Source organism: Ruegeria sp. H8, assembly GCF_056532905.1.
Genome location: NZ_JBQFNY010000018.1, coordinates 1 through 18495, shown reverse-complemented (window position 1 = coordinate 18495; position 18495 = coordinate 1). Strand labels below are relative to the sequence as shown.

At 57.8% G+C, this 18495-nt stretch carries 20 protein-coding genes; 15 read left to right on the top strand and 5 right to left on the bottom strand.

The genetic code is table 11. The annotated features are described in order from the left end of the window. The first annotated feature begins 22 nt into the window (after window positions 1–22). From ACR0A2_RS21930 to ACR0A2_RS21920, 3 genes are read left to right on the top strand one after another with little or no spacing between them, the layout of a single operon-like run. The gene (locus ACR0A2_RS21930; RefSeq protein WP_171233900.1) at window positions 23–1096 is read left to right on the top strand and encodes an ABC transporter permease; all 1074 of its coding nucleotides are present in this window, start codon (window positions 23–25) and stop codon (window positions 1094–1096) included. Further along, a complete protein-coding gene (locus ACR0A2_RS21925) occupies window positions 1096–1872 on the top strand; it encodes an ATP-binding cassette domain-containing protein (protein WP_171230736.1) in 777 nt (258 codons plus the stop codon). The genes ACR0A2_RS21930 and ACR0A2_RS21925 overlap by 1 nt, the downstream gene beginning before the upstream one ends. Beyond that, the gene (locus tag ACR0A2_RS21920) at window positions 1869–2507 is read left to right on the top strand and encodes a nucleoside/nucleotide kinase family protein (protein ID WP_480447698.1); all 639 of its coding nucleotides are present in this window, start codon (window positions 1869–1871) and stop codon (window positions 2505–2507) included. Before ACR0A2_RS21925 ends, ACR0A2_RS21920 begins: the two co-directional genes overlap by 4 nt. A gap of 46 nt (window positions 2508–2553) precedes the next feature. Here ACR0A2_RS21920 and ACR0A2_RS21915 read toward each other — a convergent pair whose 3' ends face one another. Both ACR0A2_RS21915 and ACR0A2_RS21910 read right to left on the bottom strand, forming a co-directional pair. Then, window positions 2554–3270 carry an aspartate/glutamate racemase family protein gene (locus ACR0A2_RS21915; RefSeq protein ID WP_480447699.1) on the bottom strand — a complete coding sequence of 239 codons (717 nt, stop codon included), beginning with the start codon at window positions 3268–3270 and terminating at the stop codon, window positions 2554–2556. Next, on the bottom strand, window positions 3267–3971 hold the full coding sequence (locus ACR0A2_RS21910) for a GntR family transcriptional regulator (protein WP_480837326.1): 705 nt from the start codon (window positions 3969–3971) through the stop codon (window positions 3267–3269). The genes ACR0A2_RS21915 and ACR0A2_RS21910 overlap by 4 nt, the downstream gene beginning before the upstream one ends. A 112-nt stretch (window positions 3972–4083) precedes the next feature. On the opposite strand from ACR0A2_RS21910, the gene ACR0A2_RS21905 reads away from it, so the two are divergent. After that, a complete protein-coding gene (locus ACR0A2_RS21905; RefSeq protein WP_480837324.1) occupies window positions 4084–5778 on the top strand; it encodes a thiamine pyrophosphate-binding protein in 1695 nt (564 codons plus the stop codon). Here ACR0A2_RS21905 and ACR0A2_RS21900 read toward each other — a convergent pair. Then, the gene (locus ACR0A2_RS21900; RefSeq protein ID WP_171364694.1) at window positions 5739–6659 is read right to left on the bottom strand and encodes a LysR family transcriptional regulator; all 921 of its coding nucleotides are present in this window, start codon (window positions 6657–6659) and stop codon (window positions 5739–5741) included. The genes ACR0A2_RS21905 and ACR0A2_RS21900 overlap by 40 nt on opposite strands. Window positions 6660–6757: 98 nt before the next feature. Between ACR0A2_RS21900 and ACR0A2_RS21895 the strand changes: the two genes are divergently transcribed. The 11 genes from ACR0A2_RS21895 (at window position 6758) to ACR0A2_RS21845 (ending at window position 16741) form a co-directional block, all read left to right on the top strand. After that, complete coding sequence (locus tag ACR0A2_RS21895) at window positions 6758–7891, top strand: enolase C-terminal domain-like protein (protein ID WP_480837322.1); 1134 nt, start codon at window positions 6758–6760, stop codon at window positions 7889–7891. Then, window positions 7888–9138 carry an NAD(P)/FAD-dependent oxidoreductase gene (locus tag ACR0A2_RS21890; protein ID WP_480837320.1) on the top strand — a complete coding sequence of 417 codons (1251 nt, stop codon included), beginning with the start codon at window positions 7888–7890 and terminating at the stop codon, window positions 9136–9138. Before ACR0A2_RS21895 ends, ACR0A2_RS21890 begins: the two co-directional genes overlap by 4 nt. A 52-nt stretch (window positions 9139–9190) precedes the next feature. Next, window positions 9191–10168 (top strand): TRAP transporter substrate-binding protein, encoded by a 978-nt coding sequence (locus tag ACR0A2_RS21885; protein WP_171364697.1) that lies wholly within the window; start codon window positions 9191–9193, stop codon window positions 10166–10168. Window positions 10169–10237: 69 nt separating this feature from the next. Further along, window positions 10238–10771, top strand: a complete 534-nt coding sequence (locus ACR0A2_RS21880) for a TRAP transporter small permease (RefSeq protein ID WP_480837317.1) — start codon at window positions 10238–10240, stop codon at window positions 10769–10771. A gap of 4 nt (window positions 10772–10775) precedes the next feature. Next, window positions 10776–12089, top strand: coding sequence for a TRAP transporter large permease (locus ACR0A2_RS21875; protein WP_152460436.1), 1314 nt, complete (start codon window positions 10776–10778; stop codon window positions 12087–12089). A 7-nt stretch (window positions 12090–12096) separates the two neighbouring features. Beyond that, window positions 12097–13029 carry a hypothetical protein gene (locus tag ACR0A2_RS21870; RefSeq protein ID WP_171233892.1) on the top strand — a complete coding sequence of 311 codons (933 nt, stop codon included), beginning with the start codon at window positions 12097–12099 and terminating at the stop codon, window positions 13027–13029. A gap of 186 nt (window positions 13030–13215) precedes the next feature. Beyond that, window positions 13216–13647: a DUF2141 domain-containing protein gene (locus tag ACR0A2_RS21865; RefSeq protein WP_480837315.1), complete on the top strand. Its 432-nt coding sequence runs from the start codon at window positions 13216–13218 to the stop codon at window positions 13645–13647. A gap of 46 nt (window positions 13648–13693) precedes the next feature. After that, window positions 13694–14242 (top strand): TetR/AcrR family transcriptional regulator, encoded by a 549-nt coding sequence (locus tag ACR0A2_RS21860; RefSeq protein ID WP_480837313.1) that lies wholly within the window; start codon window positions 13694–13696, stop codon window positions 14240–14242. Continuing rightward, complete coding sequence (locus ACR0A2_RS21855; protein ID WP_171331921.1) at window positions 14239–14490, top strand: hypothetical protein; 252 nt, start codon at window positions 14239–14241, stop codon at window positions 14488–14490. The genes ACR0A2_RS21860 and ACR0A2_RS21855 overlap by 4 nt, the downstream gene beginning before the upstream one ends. Window positions 14491–14522: 32 nt before the next feature. Further along, window positions 14523–15668, top strand: a complete 1146-nt coding sequence (locus ACR0A2_RS21850; RefSeq protein ID WP_480837311.1) for an aromatic ring-hydroxylating oxygenase subunit alpha — start codon at window positions 14523–14525, stop codon at window positions 15666–15668. After that, complete coding sequence (locus ACR0A2_RS21845) at window positions 15665–16741, top strand: 2Fe-2S iron-sulfur cluster-binding protein (RefSeq protein ID WP_480837309.1); 1077 nt, start codon at window positions 15665–15667, stop codon at window positions 16739–16741. Before ACR0A2_RS21850 ends, ACR0A2_RS21845 begins: the two co-directional genes overlap by 4 nt. A 63-nt stretch (window positions 16742–16804) precedes the next feature. On the opposite strand, the gene ACR0A2_RS21840 is transcribed toward ACR0A2_RS21845, so the two are convergent. Both ACR0A2_RS21840 and ACR0A2_RS21835 read right to left on the bottom strand, forming a co-directional pair. Further along, window positions 16805–17176, bottom strand: coding sequence for a cupin domain-containing protein (locus ACR0A2_RS21840; RefSeq protein ID WP_480837307.1), 372 nt, complete (start codon window positions 17174–17176; stop codon window positions 16805–16807). A gap of 90 nt (window positions 17177–17266) precedes the next feature. Then, window positions 17267–18304: a YeiH family protein gene (locus ACR0A2_RS21835; protein ID WP_480837305.1), complete on the bottom strand. Its 1038-nt coding sequence runs from the start codon at window positions 18302–18304 to the stop codon at window positions 17267–17269. Window positions 18305–18495: the final 191 nt, after the last annotated feature.

Genomic DNA, 18495 nt, shown 5'->3' with positions numbered 1-18495 from the left:
CTGACGCTTTGGGGGAACCTTTATGTCCGATACTTCACGACGATCAGACGACTTCGAAGCCGCTGCAAAAGGCAGCCCGGAACAGATTGCCGAATTTGACGATCACCACCGCGGGTTTGTCGGAACGGTTCAGCATTTTCTGCATGTGAACCCCTCTTTGGTGCCGCTGATCGTTCTTGTGGCTGCCATCGTCATTTTCGGGGCTTTGCTGGGCTCCAAGTTCTTCTCGCCATTCGCGCTGACCCTGATCCTGCAACAGGTTCAGATCGTCGGGATCGTGGCGGCGGCGCAAAGCCTCGTCATCCTGACCGCCGGTATCGATCTGAGCGTCGGAGCAATCATGGTGATGTCGTCGGTTGTCATGGGACAGTTCACCTTCCGATATGGGCTGCCGCCAACGGTCGCGATTGTTTGCGGCCTTTTCGTTGGCACCGCAATCGGTGCGGTGAACGGGTATCTGGTCAGCCGCATCAAACTGCCGCCGTTCATCGTGACGCTTGGCATGTGGCAAATCGTTCTTGCGGCGAACTTCCTGTATTCTCAGAACGAAACAATCCGGTCGCAGGAGATCGAAGAAAACGCCGCGATTCTGCAACTTTTCGGGGCCAAGTTCAACGTGGGCGGGGCGGTATTCACCGTCGGCGTGATCTTCATGCTGGTGCTGATCCTCGGGCTTTCCTACGCCCTTCGTCACACCGCATGGGGAAGGCATGTTTACGCGGTCGGTGATGATCCGGAAGCCGCCGAGTTGTCCGGTGTCAATGTGCATCGCACGCTGATGTCGGTTTACATGCTGTCCGGGCTGATCTGCGCCTTCGCGGGATGGGCTCTGATTGGTCGGATCGGGTCCGTGTCTCCGACGTCTGGCCAGTTGGCCAATATTGAAAGCATAACAGCGGTCGTGATCGGGGGCATATCCCTGTTCGGTGGCCGCGGGTCCATTCTCGGATCATTGTTCGGAGCGTTGATCGTCGGGGTCTTCACGCTTGGGCTTCGGTTGCTGGGCGCTGATGCGCAATGGACGTTCCTGTTGATCGGCATCCTTATCATCGCAGCGGTCGCGGTCGACCAGTGGATCAGAAAGGTGGCAGCCTGATGGAACCTATTCTCAAAGGAAGGAACCTTGTGAAGCGCTACGGCAAGGTGACGGCGCTGGACCAGTGCGATTTCGATTTGATGCCGGGCGAGATTCTGGCCGTGATCGGCGACAACGGTGCGGGCAAGTCAACACTGATCAAGGCGATTTCAGGCGCAGTGGTGCCGGATGAAGGTGATGTTTGGCTGGAAGGCCGGAAAGTGAATTTCCACTCGCCGATAGACGCGCGTGAAGCCGGTATTGAAACGGTTTACCAGACACTTGCAATGTCCCCTGCCCTGTCGATTGCGGACAACATGTTCATGGGGCGCGAGATTCGGCGCAAAGGGCCATTGGGATCTTGGTTTCGAATGCTCGATCGTCCGGCGATGGAGAAATTCGCCCGCGACAAGCTGAGCGAACTGGGCCTGATGACGATCCAGAACATCAATCAAGCCGTCGAAACACTGTCCGGGGGTCAGCGTCAGGGTGTAGCGGTGGCACGTGCCGCGGCATTCGGATCAAAAGTCATCATCCTGGACGAACCAACCGCCGCATTGGGCGTGAAGGAAAGCCGGCGCGTTCTTGAACTGATCCTGGACGTGAAATCTCGCGGCATTCCGATCATCCTGATCAGCCACAATATGCCACATGTTTTCGAGGTCGCCGATCGAATTCACGTGCATCGACTGGGCAAACGCCTCTGCGTCGTTGATCCCAAGGATTACACGATGTCCGACGCGGTGGCGTTCATGACCGGCGCCAAGGAACCGCCCGCCGAGGACCAGGCCGCGTGACGGGTAAACTTGCCACCCCCGAGGCGCTTGCAACCAAAATCGCGGATGCCGTCCAGGCCTTGCCGCCGCTGCAAGACCGGCATCTTGTCGCGATTGCCGGGCCGCCGGGATCGGGAAAAACGACCGCAGCGGGCCTTGCAACCAAAGAGCTCAATCTGCGCGGCATCGCGACCGGCCTGGTTTTCATGGACGGCTTCCACTATGACAACGTGATCTTGAAGGATCGCGGCCTGCTGAACCGCAAGGGATCCCCCGAAACCTTTGACCGTGCCGGCTTTCATGCGCTGCTTGGTCGATTGCGTGCGGAAGAAGAAGTCGCAATACCCGAGTTTGACCGAAATCTCGATCTGGCCATTGCCGCGCGGTCCATGATCACGGCGGATCAGCGCGTTGTTCTGGTTGAGGGCAATTACCTTCTCTTGAATGAACCGGGTTGGTCGGACCTTCACCAACTGTGGGCATTCAAGGTCTTTCTGGACACCGATTTGAAAACACTCCAAACCCGCCTGACCAACAGATGGATCGGCCATGGTCTGGACGCCATTGCCGCCAAGGACCGTGCGCAGTCGAACGATCTGCCGAATGCACAGCGTGTGATCCGAAATTCGATACCCGGTGATCTGACACTGGCATGAGTTTTGCTTGCGGCCAACACAATCCGTCTTGATGAAAGGCCAGAGATCAGTTCCGGTACACCGGCGGAACAAGACCGGCCTGGAACCAGGTCACGAAGGACACGATCGAGAACACCGGCAGCCCGGTCGCCTGTTGAATATCCGGCGCATAGGGGCACATATTCGTGCACTCCAGAACGATTGCCCCAAGATCGGGGTGGTCCGAGGCCAATGCGATTGCGGCCTCGACATTGTCTTCCCGGGCCTTCTGAACATTCAGATGCGGTTCATTGCCAAGAATTGCGCGGGTGAATTCCCGCCCACCCTCGGTTGTGCCGATTGGCGTGTCCAAGGGGACATTGGCAGCCAGAAGATGGTCATTGGTCAAAGTGGAGGCCGAAATGGTCAGAATGCCCGCGCGCTTTCCCTTGGGAAGGATGCGATTCACCATTTCGACCTGCATCAAGGACGAGGTGACGACGGGAACCGGAACGGCCTCGGCCAGCTCCTTCTGGAACAGGGACAGGAACCCGCAATTGGTTGTTATTCCGTCCGCGCCGTCTTTGACCAGCTCTTGCGCAGCGTCGATGAAGACCTCGAGCATACCTTCGGCCCGATGCCGGACCACCCGATCAGGCGAGGCATCCCGAACGATGCGGTACAGCACCGGAAACGGCCATGTCCGTGCATTGCCCATGTCACCGGGAATTCTTGGGAATTGCGCGTCCAGCATAAGGATTCCCACCGATGCACCATAAATGGATTTGCCGCCCTGCGCGATCATCCCTGTGCCTCCTCGATAATGCGGGTCGAGATGTCTTCGGCCCCTTCCATGTAGATGCTGGTAATCCCGTGACGCACAGCGTCCTGAACCTGATCCATTCGTTTTGTGATATGAGCCGCCAGAACCCGGGCCGCCTCGTCCGCGTCCCGATCCAGCAGGGCCTTCATGACGTGTTTATGTTCGTCCTTGGACTTCTGCACCCGGTCCATGCTCATGGAAATCCAACGGATATAGCGGATACGCTCGTTGATCCGCGTCAGAGTTTGCAACAACTCCATGTTCCCTGACAGCTTAGCGATCCCCAGATGGAACGCTTCGTCCCGGGCCACAGCCTCTTCGATCGTCAGACCGGTGATGTCGATGCCCGTTTCATAAAGTTCATCACGCAGCTTTTGCAGGTCTTCATCCGTCGCCCTGGCGCAAGCGGATCGGGCCGCTGCGGATTCGATGATCTGGCGCAGCTCGAAAAGGTCGAACACGCTTTGCGCATCCAAAGGACGGCAAAAGAACCCTTGCCCCGGGCGGAAATCGAACAGCCGTTCGGCAACCAGACGGTTCAACGCTTCTCGCAACGGCGTGCGGCTGACGCCCAGATCCCTGGACAGCGCGACCTCGTTCAGGCGGTCACCGGGGCGCAGGCGGAAGGAGACCGCCATCGCTTTGACCTGATCATAAATATCATCGACGCGTGGACCCGCCATAAACAATGCCCTTCTTCCGTTGATTCACAGGTGCCACACACAGTTCTTGAAATCAATATACAAAACTGTATACAGCTTTGTGTGCAGGCGTGAATCGAAGGAGTCGCGAACGATGACAGGAACGAATTACCTGACCGGAGCCGAGGCACTGGTGCGCATGCTCGAGGCGCATGGCGTCACCCACATGTTCGGTCTGTGCGGCGATACCACCTTGCCATTCTATGATGCGCTCGCCCGATTGGATCACGGCATTCAGCACATTCTGACCCGCGACGAACGGCACGCTGCCTACATGGCGGATGGCTATGCCCGCGTGACAGGCAAGCCCGGCGTTTGCGAAGGCCCTTCCGGCGGTGGCGCGACCTACATTCTGCCGGGTGTGGTCGAGGCCAATGAAAGTTCGGTTCCAATCCTGGCGATCACGTCCGATGTGGCGACGACCAGCCGTGGGAAGTATCCTTTGACGGAACTGGATCAGCCAGCGTTGTTCCGCCCGCTGACGAAGTGGAACGCGTCTCTGGATGATGCTGCCCGTCTTCCGGCCATGGTTCGAGCGGCGTTCCGGGCGATGACAACGGGAAAACCCGGCGCGACCCACCTGGCACTGCCGTTTGATACGCAGAAGGCACAGGTGGACGACGCGGAAATCTGGGCCGACGACCGGCATCGCAGCTATCCCGCAGAGCGGGCTGCCCCCGACCCTGATGCCATCGAAGCAGCCGCAGCCATTCTTGCCCAGGCCAAATCCGCCGTCGCGGTCTGTGGCGGCGGCCCCGTTCTGTCCGGCGCAACCGATGCGTTGCGCCGCGTCGCCGGTCTGCTGGATATGCCCGTCGCCACAACCGTTTCAGGCCAAGGATCCATCGCTGAAACCGATCCTCTGGCCCTGGGTGTCGTCGGATCGAACGGCGGCATCCCCGCGACACGCGCCGTGGTGGATCAGGCTGATGTCGTCCTGTTCATCGGGTGCCGCGCCGGTTCGGTCACGACCGAACGGTGGAGAAGCCCCGGACGCAACGCCACGATCATTCACATCGACAGCGACCCCATGGTGATCGGCGCAAACTATCAGACCGAAGTGGCGATCTGCGCTGACGCCCGCCTCGCGCTTGAGGCATTGGCCCGAGCGCTGGAGGACCGGCAAGACCTGAACGGACAAGACGGAGCAACCAAGGCCCGCGCCGCGTGGCAGGCCAAGGCGGCGGCGTTTGCCCCCTTGGCTGCAAGTCGGGAAATGCCGATCCGGCCAGAGGCTGTCATGGCGTCCCTGATGGACATTCTGGACGACGATGCGATTGTGGTCGCTGACCCCGGCACCCCCTGCCCCTATTTCAGCGCGCATTACCGTTGGCGGCAACCCGGGCGGCATTTCATAACAAATCGCGCACATGGAGCACTGGGCTATTCTCTGGGGGCGGCCATGGGTGCACATGTCGGCCGGCCCTCGGTCAAGACCCTGGCCGTCATGGGCGATGGTTCGTTTGGGTTCACCTGCGGTGAATTTGAAACGATGGTCCGACACAAAATGCCGATCACCTCGATCGTTTTCTCGAACTCGGTCTTCGGATGGATCAAGGCGGGTCAGGATGCTGGGTTTGATCAACGCTATTACAACGTTGATTTCAACCGGACCGACCACGCCGCCGTTGCAGCCGCCTTCGGAGTGAAATCATGGTCGGTCAAAGACCCTGAGGACTTGCCGAAGGTGCTGAAACAGGCCCTCGAACATGATGGCCCCACATTGGTCGACATCCATTCGCAGCAGCTTCACGAGGCCGCTGCACCTGTGTCGGAATGGGTTGCGTAAGAGGCAATCGACGGGGTCAGCTGGGCCAGAAATTCCTGCGCAATCGTGGACAGGGGGCGCCCCTTTGCGGTGATGATTGCAAGATCCAGCATGACGGATGGCCTGAACGGGCGGGTCTGGTACCCGCTCTCACCATCGAACGTCACGGTAAAGGGATCGATCATCGCAACACCCATGCCCTGTTTCACAAAACTCAGCAGGTTCTCGGACAGGTGCGTGTGAATCTGTGTCCGCCACGTGCGCCCGGATGCCTGAAAGATGTCACGGGTTCGACGATGGGTTTGGTGTTCCGGGCCCATCACGATGAAGGGCTCGTTTTCCAGTATTTCCGGTGTCAGAACGTCATAATCCGCCAAGGGACTGTTTTCTGGAAAAGTCGCAAGCGTTTCGAATTGAAACACCTGATAATTCAGAGTGTCGTGCAGGATCGGCATCTCTACGATGCCGATTTCAAACAGGCCTGAAATCACCCATTCCTGAATCTTGGATGAATACTGCGACTGGAAACTGACGGACAGGTTGGGGCGGCTTTTGGCAAAACGAGCGATCTCGCGCGGCATGAAACCAAATGACAGAAGATGCGGAGCTGCAACCTGCAATTGACCGGGATGTTTGTTCTGCAAATCCGTCACGGCCTGTGCCACGTGATCCAACCCGCGCACGACCGTGTCGACTTCGCGGAACAGCAGCTCGGCTTCCGGGGTGGGCAGCAAACGGCCCTTGTTGCGCTCGAACAGAGGCAGTCGCGCTTCGCGTTCCAACTGAGCCAACAGATTGCTGATACCAGGCTGGGATATCCCAAGTACCGACGCCGCACCGGTTACGGTTCCGGTTTCCATGATGGCGTGAAACGCTTGAAGCTGGCGAAAGCGCAGGGACATGGATTACCGCATCATTTTTTCTGATGAACTGTCGAAGATATAGTATTTGAAATGATATGCTCGTCAAGGCAGGCTTTCGCTCAACCACAGGGGGCGGAATGAACGATCTGTCACAAAACATCATCGGTTACGACCTTTGGCACCTGAAGCTTCCGGTCACGTCCCGCCGGGATCACGGTATAGGATCCGTCGAAGGCGTCTGCGAAGTCGTCATGCTGCGACTGGCATCCGAGGATGGCACACAGGGATTTGGCGAAGCGTCACCCTGGTCGGTGTTCACCGGCACCCCGGAAGCGACATTTGCGGCACTGGATCGATATCTACGCCCCCTTGTTCTTGGCGCCCGCGTGGGCGACCGGTCAGCCATCATGGCGCGCGCGGCCTGTGCCGTGGCGCATTGCACCGAGGCCAAGGCCGCGCTGGAAACCGCGCTGCTGGATCTGGCCGGCCGTATCAGCGACATCCCTGTCTGGTCATTGCTGGGCGGTCGCTGCCGCAACACCATTCCGCTCAGCTGTTCCATCGCCAACCCGGACTTTTCTCAGGACATAGACCTGTTGGCGCGGTTGCGAGAGGACGGCGTGCGGATTGTCAAACTCAAGACCGGGTTCAAGGATCACGCCTTTGACATCATGCGGTTGGAGTACCTTGCGCAGAACTGCCCTGAGTTCTCGGTCCGCGTGGACTATAATCAGGGGCTGAGCATCGAGGAGGCTCCGACGCGGGTGCGGGACGTGGCCCGGTTCAATCCTGATTTCATCGAACAGCCGGTTCGCGCCCACCATTTCGGCATGATGGCAAAGCTGCGCCAAATGACCGATGTTCCCCTTCTCGCCGATGAAAGCGTCTTTGGTCCCGAAGATATGGAACGCGCCGCGCGTGAAAGCATTTGCGATGGTGTCTCGGTGAAAATAATGAAGTCTGGCGGACTGACCCGCGGGCAAACGGTCGCCCGCATCGCGGCGGCGCACGGCCTGACGGCGTATGGCGGGGACATGTTCGAGGCCGGCCTGGCCCATCTTGCGGGCACCCATCTGATTGCCGCGACACCCGAGATCACATTGGGCTGCGAGTTTTATCAGGCGTCCTATTTTCTGAAAGAGGACATTCTGGAAGAGCCCTTCCGGATCCGGAACGGTCAGGTCTGCGTGCCCGAAACCCCCGGGCTTGGCGGCAGGCCCGAGGTGGCCAAACTGAACCATTACGCAGTGGCCAGGGCGGTTTCAGAATGAGCGACAAGAAAACCATAGCCATCATCGGCGCCGGTATCGTCGGCGTGTCGGCCGCAGTCTGGCTGCAACGGGACGGGCACGACGTGATCCTGTTCGACAAGGCCGGACCGGGTGAAGGCACGTCTCATGGCAATGGCGGTGTGCTGGCGTCCTGTTCCATCATACCTGTGACGGTTCCCGGACTGCTTGGCAAAGCACCCAAAATGTTGCTGAGCTCGTCGCAGCCGCTGTTTTTGAAATGGGGGTATCTGCCCAAGCTGCTCCCATGGCTCCGGCAATATCTGAGCCACGCGAACGTGGCAGACGTTGAACGGATCGCGGCGGCGCTGACGCCGATCGTCGGCGACAGCCTGAATGATCACAAGGCTTTGGCGGCAGGCACGCGTGCTGAAAAGTGGATCGTGCCCAGCGACTATCTGTTTCTCTACGAGAACCGGGCCCATTTTGAACAAGATGCGTTGGGCTGGGGAATAAGGCGGAAGAATGGCTTTGATTGGGAAGAACTGGAGGGCAAGGCGTTTCACGACTATGACCCCGTGTTCAGCCCGGATATCGGTTTCGCTGCCAAGCTGTCAAACCACGGTCATATCACCGATCCCGGGCAGTACGTGAAAGACTTGGCCGCCCATGTTGAGGACGGCGGAGGCCGGATCATCCGCGCCAATGTCGAGGACGTCACCCGCGAGAACGGCCGCGTTACCGGTGTGCGCGCGGGTGGTGAGACCATCGCTTGCGACACCGCCATTGTCACGGCTGGCGTCTGGTCGGGGCCGCTGGCGAAGCGACTGGGGGTTTCTGTTCCTCTTGAAAGCGAGCGCGGTTATCATCTTGAATTGATGGCACCTTCTGCCATGCCCCGCAGCCCGGTCATGGTGGCTTCGGGCAAGTTTGTTGCCACGCCTATGGATGGGCGCATACGCTTGGCAGGTATCGTGGAGTTCGGTGGGCTGGACGCACCGCCCTCGCGCGCGCCGTTTGAATTGATGCGAAAGAATGCCCGGGCCGCGTTTCCGGGCATAACATGGAAGGAGGAAGTGGAATGGATGGGGCACAGGCCGGCCCCGGCTGACTCGATCCCGATCATAGGCGACGTGCCCGGAATCAAAGGGGCCTATATGGGCTTTGGGCATCATCATATCGGCCTGACAGGTGGCCCAAAGACCGGGCGGCTTTTGGCGCAGATGATTGCGGGCAGAACCCCGAACACCGACGTAAGCGTTTATGCGCCGTCGCGCTTTGCAACATAAGAACAGACCGATGAAAAACATCGGTATTTCAAAACTCGATAGGGAGAAAATGATGAAAACAATGACAAACCTTCTGGCGGCAACCGCTTTGACTGCTGCCGCGGCAGCACCGGCCATGGCCGAAAAATGGGACATGCCGATGGCCTATTCGGCGTCGAACTTCCATTCGGCCACCGGTGCGGAATTCGCCAAATGTGTAACGACCGGAACCGGCGGTGAGATCGAAATCGTTACGCATCCATCCGGCTCGCTGTTCAAAGGTGCCGATATCAAACGCGCAATCCAGACCGGGCAAGCCCCGATCGGCGAACGCCTTCTGTCCGGCCACCAGAATGAGAACGCGTTGTTCGGTTTCGATTCGATCCCGTTCCTTGCGACCTCGTTCGACGACAGCGCCAAGCTTTGGGAGGCCGCCAAGCCATCTATCGAAAAAGTATTGGCAGAGCAGAACCTGACGCTGCTTTATGCTGTACCGTGGCCACCGCAGGGGCTGTATTTCAAGAATGAGGTGAACTCGGTCGCCGACATGAAGGGCATCAAGTTCCGTTCGTACAACAACGCGACTTCGCGACTGGCCGAACTGACAGGCATGTTGCCGGTAACGATCGAAGCGGCGGAAATCAGTCAGGCTTTTGCGACGGGTGTCGCCGAGTCGATGGTGTCTTCGGGATCGACCGGGTATGACCGCAAGGTCTGGGAAAGCCTGAACTATTTCTACGAAGTCGATGCCTGGTTGCCACGCAACTACGTGATGGTGAATTCGGATGTCTGGTCGGGCGTGTCCGACGCCAACAAGAACGTCATCAAGGCCTGCGCAGAGCTGGCGGAATACGCGGGCAACTGGCGCGCCAAGGAATATACCGGCTTTACTCTGCAAGGTCTGCGTGATGGTGGCATGACCGTCGGTCCGGCATCCGAGCAGATGACGAATGAGCTGAAAGAGATTGGTGTGACCATGACCAATGAATGGCTGGAAGCCGCCGGCGACGAAGGCAAAGCCATCGTCGACGCGTTCAACGCCTCTCAGTAACCGTTCGAGGCAGGCGGCGTTGCATTGCGTCGCCTGTTTTCCATCCAATCATAACACAGCGGGGACGCCATGGCGGTATTGCGGGGGCTTCGGTCCGTTCTGGATTTCATCTATCTGGCAGCGGGGGTAATGGCGGCGGTCAGCCTGATTGCCATTCTTTTGCTGATCGTCGTGCAGATGCTGGCCCGCTGGACCGGTGAAGTCTTTCCCGGAGCGCCCGACTATGCCGGCTATGCAATGGCGGCGGCATCTTTTCTGGCCTTTGCCAATGCGTTGAACCGGGGCAGCCACATTCGGGTTTCGATCCTTCTGAACGCGGTGCCGGACAGCGTGCGGCGTGTCCTTGAAATCTGGTGTTTCACCATCGGCACAGCCGTCATGTGGTATTTCTGCTGGTATGCCTATCGCTTCGTCTATTGGAGCTGGAAGTTCAACGACATCAGCCAGGGTCAGGACAGAACCGCGCTGTGGATTCCGCAATCCGCGATGCTGATCGGAGCCGTGATCTTGGCCATCGCGCTGGCGGATCACCTGATCCACGTCCTGTTCAAAGGTGACCATCGCATTGTCCGCGATCTGGCCGACCAGAGCCACGGAGAATAGACGCATGGAAAACCTGTCTGTCATCATCCTTTTCCTTTTTGTTCTGTTCACCCTTCTCGGTACCGGCGTCTGGGTCGGCCTGGCCCTGATGGGCGTCGCCTGGGTCGGGATGGAGCTGTTCACGACACGCCCCGTGGGCGACGTGATGATCACGACGATCTGGTCCGCTTCGTCGTCGTGGACCCTGACCGCCTTGCCCATGTTCATCTGGATGGGCGAAATCCTGTACCGCACGCGATTGTCCGAAGACATGTTCAAAGGGCTGTCCCCCTGGATGGCCCCCCTGCCCGGCGGTCTGGTGCATACCAATATCGTGGGCTGTACCGTCTTCGCGGCAGTCTCAGGTTCGTCGGCGGCAACCCTGACCACTGTCGGAAAGATGTCGATCCCCGAACTGCGCAAGCGCAACTACCCCGAACGGATGATCATCGGTACTCTGACCGGTGCGGCCACTCTGGGGCTGATGATCCCGCCGTCTTTGACCCTGATCGTCTACGGGGTGACGATCAATGAATCGATCACCAAGCTGTTCTTTGCCGGCATCCTTCCCGGTTTGGTGCTGGCAGCGATGTTCATGGGTTATGTCGCGATCTATTCCAAGTTGGGCAAAGACTGGACCCCGGATGTCGAGGGCAAGCTGAGCTTTTCCGAGAAAGTCAGAAATTCCCGCTTTTTGTTGCCTGTGATCCTTCTGATCACGGTCGTCATCGGCTCAATGTATCTGGGCTATGCCACTGCGACCGAAGCTGCGGCTTTTGGGGTGATCGGCGGCCTGTTGCTGGCGGCAGGCCAAGGGTCGTTGAACTGGAAGACATTCACCGAAAGCCTGATGGGCGCCACGCGAACCAGCGCGATGATCGCCCTGATCCTTGCCGGCGCGGCGTTTCTGTCGCTGTCCATGGGCTTCACCGGCCTGCCGCGCGGGCTGGCCGATCTGATTGCAGGTTGGGAACTGACCCGTTTCGAACTGCTTATGGTCCTGCTGGTGTTCTACATCATTCTGGGCTGTTTTCTTGACGGGATTTCTTCCGTCGTGTTGACCATGGCCGTGGTGGAACCAATGATCCGCGACGCTGGCATTGACCTGATCTGGTTCGGCATCTTCATCGTGGTCGTTGTTGAAATGGCGCAGATCACACCTCCGATCGGGTTCAACCTGTTCGTGATGCAGGGCATGACCAACCATGAGATGAGCTATATCGCACGCGCTGCGATACCGATGTTCCTGATCATGGTGCTGATGGTCTTCATCCTCATCTGGTTCCCCGACCTCGCCACTTGGCTGCCCGAGAATTTGCGTCAGAGCCCGGGCGGGTAAAACGGCCTTGAACCTGCTCCATCTGGCGGCCCGCCACGGGCCCCGTGTTCTGGTCGCCGGATTGGCGGCGGGTCTTCTATTGCCGGGTTTGGCCGAGCCCATGCGAGGCCTGCTGCCGCCCCTGGTCGTGTTGTTGCTGTTCGTCACCGTCCTGAGAATGGACCCCGAAACCATTCTTGGATCGTTGAGCGATCTGCACAAGGTCGCGTTCACCGTCATCGGGTTTCAATTCGTGATACCGCTGATCATTCTGGCCATCGGGTTTGTCGGGGGATGGACCGGAACGCCGGTGCTTCTGTCCCTGCTCATCATGGCGGCTGCGCCCTCGATTTCCGGCAGTCCGAACATGTGTTTGATGATGGGCTACCCACCTGAACACGCGATGCGAATGATGGTGGTTGGCACTGCCCTGTTGCCATTGACAGCGTTTCCGGTGTTCCTGCTCATGCCAGAACTGGGCGGCATTCACTCTGTTCTGCTGGCCGGGTTGCAACTGCTGTTGACGATACTCTGCACAACTGGCGCCGCCATTGTTGTCCGGCGCGTCTGGTTGCGTTCACCATCACGCTCCACATTGGTGAATCTGGAAGGGTTGGGCACAATCACCTTGGCCGTTTTTGTCATCGGCCTGATGCCTTCCGTCAGCACCACTGCGCTGAAAAGCCCGGCCGTCGCGGCCTTCTGGATCGCGCTCGCCTGTCTGGCCAATTTCGGAGCACAATTCATTTCGTTCCGGATTACCCGAGGACGTCTGCCGGCAGCCAGAGCAACCGCTGTCTCTTTGATCGCGGGAAACAGAAACATCGCGATATTCTTCGTTGCTTTGCCGCCCGAGGTCACCGCACCCATCATGGCCTTCATCGGAGCGTATCAAATCCCGATGTACCTGACGCCAATGGTCATGCGTCATCTCTACATGCGGCAAGTCTTGCCCGAGTAGCTTTGGAAAGCCGCCTTAGGATATTTTTATCCCTTTTCTCCGATCCTTGTCGGCGTTGGGCCGATACGTCGTGCTTGGTTCAATGCAAAAAAACACGCTCAGGGAAATCGGGTGAATAATTGTCACTATTGACAGTTAATTGCACTCTTCCTATTTACTGTCAATGTTGACAGTAAAGGATATATCATGCCGATTAGCAAACTGGTCGTCGCATCTGTGATGACACTAGCTTCAACCCTCGGGGCATCCGCACAAACTCTCACTGCGACGGTGCAGGACGTGCGCAATGCAGAGGGTGATTTGATCATTGCCGTGTTCGATGACTCAAAATCTTTTAGGGCCATGGACGTGGCGAACGCGGCGGCCTTGGCTTCCATTCCTGCTGTCAAGGGCTTGGCTTCGGTCACCTTTCACAATCTCCCGCTTGGCACCTATGCGATTGCCGCGATTCACGACGAGAACAGCAACAGCGACCTGGATACCGAGAAGGATGTCCCAACCGAAGGGTACGTCTTTGGCGGCATGGATCGGAGCGGTCTACCGCCGGAATTCGCGGATGCCGCTGTCGCCATCGGCGGCGGTGCAACCGCAGACCTGAAGCTGAAATACTGGAAATAACATGATCGGGCGCCCCTCAAATCGTGATGAACGTTATGAGCAGATTATGCAGGCTCTGGTCAGATGTGTTGCGAGATATGGCCTTGATGGTGCATCGCTTTCGCAAATAGCCAAGGAGGCGGGCCTGACACGGCCTCTGATCCGGCATCACCTGGGCAATCGGGATGAATTGATTACGACCCTGCAAGACTATGTTCTGAAAAGTTTTTCGGAACAGTCTGAGGCACTCGTTGCAGGCTTGCCGGCGTCGAGAAAATCAAGACATCTGATCGATCTTCTTTTCTCGGACATGAACCAGACGTCACCGGATATGGTACTTGCCTTCGCAGCACTCACCGCGCGGGCGGTCGAGGATGCTTCGCTTCGCCGGGCTTGTCGAGAGGCTCTGCTTGCCTTTGGAACTACGATTGCTGCGATACTGCGCGCGGATTTCCCGAATGTGGATGCCGCAAAGGTCAATACCGCCGCTCATGGCATTGTGGCGCTTTATTTCAACGCGACGTCTTTGGCCCCTCTGGATATGCCGAATGTCTGGAAAACTCAGGCCGAACAGGCCGCGCGTGCGCTGTTCAATGGCCTGGAGCAAGAACCATGACACGCAAGCGACAGCTGAACTACATCACCTTCGCGGCGCTGATGGTGACGACGGTACTTGGCTATCAGGCTCTTTGGGGGCTTCTTTTCATGTTCTGGACAATCCCGAATTTCTATTCCGGTCACGCTTTGCTTTTGACCGACGTAACCCGGGATGAGGACCCCATCCTGTTTTGGCTGATCCAACTCGCCTGGGTCGCATTAGGCCTGTCGATGATCGCCATCGACTTTCTCCCCCAAACGTTTTGAAAATTCCTTCACAAGAGGCTCAAATGAAACCCATGCTGCACCTTTTGCCGGTCGAAGCTTACACGAGCCAGGATTGGTTCGACCGGGAAATGCGCGAAATCTTCTCCAAAACCTGGCGCTACGCCGGTTTTATGGAGGATGTCAGTGAACCCGGCCAGTTCATCGCCTTGCAGGCCGGACTCAACAATATATTCGTGATCATGGGGCGCGATCGTCGCCTGCGCGCCTTCCATAACATCTGCCGCCACCGCGGAACCCAATTGATCCGCGCGGTTGGCAAAACGCAAAAAGCATTGACCTGTCCTTATCACGATTGGACCTACGATCTTGAAGGCAATCTGATTTCGGTGCCGGATGAGCACGAGGAATTTGGCAAGGTCGACAAGTCCTGCCTTGGCCTGAAACCCGCCAAGGTCGATATCTGGAAATCGATGATTTTCGTCCACCCAGACCCCGACGCGCCTTCCATCGCCGAATGGTTCGGCCCCGTCGAACCCCATATCGGCCCGCACGTACCGGAAGAGCTGATCGAGTACGAAGACCTGAACACCAGCTATGAGATAAAGGCCAACTGGAAGGTTGTCGTCGAAAATTACATCGACGTTTACCACCTGAGCCATCTGCATTCGAATACGCTGCAGATGTATGACCACAAATCCGCCGAATTCCACTGGGAAGGACCTCATTACATGTTTTGGGAGCCGCCCGTGGCGGAGTTTCTTGAAGATCAGGACAGCAAACTGACCGCCCCGCGCGTCATCCCCAAAGACATGAACGGCGCCTGGGTGCCGATGCTGTTCCCGGGGATTGGTCTGGCCGCTTCGGAAGACGGCTGGAATATCTTCATTGTCGAACCCCTTGGCCCGGAACTGACACGAGTTCACAACCGCGGGCGGGTGTCCAACAGCTCGGAATGGGAATTCACCAAACAGTCGATGAAGTCGTCCTCTTTCTGGTCCAAGTTTGGAATAGCTGGGAAATACGAAGCCAATGACGCGATGGGCGAAGATGACCCGATGGTTGCCGGTGACTTTACCGGCGAAGACATCTACGCGTGCGAGCAACAGCAGAAATCCCTGCATTCTCCGTATTTTGAAGCAGGTCCGGCGGCAAACGGTGAAAGTCCCGTCATCGAGCACCAGAAAGTTGTTCTGCAATGGTTGGGGGAAGGGAAATGAACTCGCGTGATTTTTTCCCATTGCGCGTTTGCGGGACCAGAGTCGAGCCGGATGGCGTGGCAAAGACCGTTATGTTCGATGTCCCTGACCACCTGATGGACATATTCGCCTGGAGGCCGGGCCAACACGTGTCCGTTCGTTTCAATATTGATGGCGAAGAGCACCGTCGAAGCTATTCGATCTCCAGTTCGCCTTACTCCGGGGACCCGCTTCGCATCACCGTCAAACGGGTCAAGGGTGGCCGTGTCAGCAACTTCATCAACGACACTGTTCAGGAAGGGCAAACCATTGACGTCATGCCGCCATTTGGCAGTTTCTGCCTGGACCCCGACGAAACGGCGCGGCGCACTTATTACTTTTTTGGCGCGGGCTCTGGCATTACTCCGCTCTTTGCAATGCTGAACTCGGCTTTGACAGCCGAGCCCCATTCAGTCGCGCATCTGGTGTATGGCAACACAAACGCCAAAAGCATCCTTTTGCAGCACGAACTGAGCGTGCTTCAGCAAGCGCATCCCGAACGTTTTACAATCAACCATGTCTTTTCGAAACCCGGCTGGTGGTCCAGCGCCGAGTACTGGCGGCAAGGTACAATCGACAAGGCCGCAATCGAAGCGTTGATCGCCGAGTATCCACCTTACACCCAGGACGCGCGGTACTATATCTGTGGTCCGGGCGATATGAACCAGGCCGTCAAATCGGCCTTGATGTCCATTGATGTTCCCCAGAACCGCATCCACATGGAAAGCTATGGTGCTGCGCCGGATCTGGACACGGGTATTGAAGGGGTGGACGCAAGCGCTGAATTGACGCTGGAAGGCACCCGACATCTCATTTCGGTCTCCAAGGGACAGACCATTCTTCACGCAGCGCAGTCAGCGGGGCTCAAGCCACCCTATTCCTGCCAATCCGGAGTTTGCGGCGCGTGCCGGGCCAAACTGACCGACGGCACAGTTCATATGCGGGCGCGCATGGCGCTGGAAGACAAAGACATCAAAGCCGGAGAAATCCTGACCTGCCAGTCAATACCCACGGCGGAAAAACTGACGATCAGCTTTGACCAGACCCGTCGCTGAAAAGCCAATGACGCGCCTGAGGCATGCCGGTTCACGCCGCCTCAGGTTCATTCACGGATCGGATCATGCGTCGGGCGCGCAATCTCGGATCACGAAGTGCTTGGTCGTTTCTTCCACGACTTCCCAATAGCCGCGAAAGCCATTGGGGATCAAAAAGCTGGCCCCGGTGCGAAAATCCTGACGGGTCCCGTCTTCGTGGATCAGGGCGCAATGGCCTTTGACGATATAGCAATATTCGTCCTTGTCCGTGAACGCGTGCCATTTGCCCGGCGTAGACGTCCAGGTCCCGGCAGACAGTTGTCCATCCGGGTTGGTGAAGTGCATTCCAATCTTGTGATGCGGATCACCCGCGACAACGCGATCGGGAAGATCGGCCAAACGCCTTTCGCTGCGCGTTGCGGGCTCATCGAAAAGATTGATTACCTGTGTCGTCATGAGGTCATACCCTCCTGCTGGTCATGTAGTGCGAGATGACGTGACCGGCCAATGAACGGTCACGTGCTGAACTTGGATTTCCGCCATCCTCTAATGAAACAGGTAGACACCCGCCAAAACCAGAGCAGCGATAAAGATCGTCTCGGCCACGATCAGGACGATGGCCTGCCCGCCCACATCCAGAATCCGCTTGAGCGACGTTTTCATGCCCACTGCCGCAATCGACACCAGCAGCGCCCACCGGCTGAGATCGGCCATGGCCGACGCGACCACTTCGGGAATCAAGCCCATTGAATTCAGGACGGCAAAGATCAGAAAGCCAACGACAAACATCGGCAAAATAGGTGGGCGCTTGCCGTCTTCCTCGCTGAACTCCGCGTGGCGCCGGACAAGAAACGAGATGACCAGAACCACCGGGGCCAGCATTGCGACACGGATCAGCTTGACCAAAGTCGCCACCTCACCGGTTTGGTCCGAAACCGAGAACCCGGCCCCGACAACCTGCGCGACATCATGGATCGTTCCGCCCAGGAAGACCCCTGAAACCTCGTCGTTGAATTCGAAAGCTTCGGTGAGGATCGGGTAGGCGATCATCGCGATTGTCGACAGAACAGTAACCGACAGTACCGTGAAAACCAGGTTCCGCTCCGAATGCTCGTTTTTGGGCAGGATGGCCGACAAGGCCATTGCGGCCGATGCACCGCAGATCGCAACCGATCCCCCTGTCAGCACCCCAAAGCGCCAACCACGGCCCAGAAGACGCGCGCCAAGAAGCCCGAACAGGATCGTGAGGATCACACTGGCAATCACAACGGCAATCAGATCAGCGCCAAGGCTCATCATCAATTCAACGGAAATACGCGCCCCAAGCAGCGCAACGCCAAAACGCAGAACCGTTCGTGCGGTAAATTCGATTCCGGCCTTGCAGTCGCCGGCATCGTCTTCGGCCAGGAAATGGAACGCGATGCCCAGCAACAGGGCCATCAGCATCGCCGGGGCACCATAATGTTCGGACAAGAACTTCGCTGCGACGGCAACAACCACGGAAACAAGGAAACCGTGCCCGTTCAAACGAACGAAAGACCGTGCCCGAAGCCACGGCGAGTTGGATGCACTCAACGCCTGCATCTTACTTCCTTTGCAATATTTGAGCTGCCTTTTGGGCAAAGCCTGCCCCCACCCGCACCGTATTCGGCCCGGGTGGGGGCAGGATCAGATTACAGTTCGGCCTGAGCTTTCATGTCTTCGGCCGAGATTCCTGCGACGGCGACGGGTTTTTTCATTGCGTCGCGGCGGAAGGGTTCGCCGAGCTCCTGGTT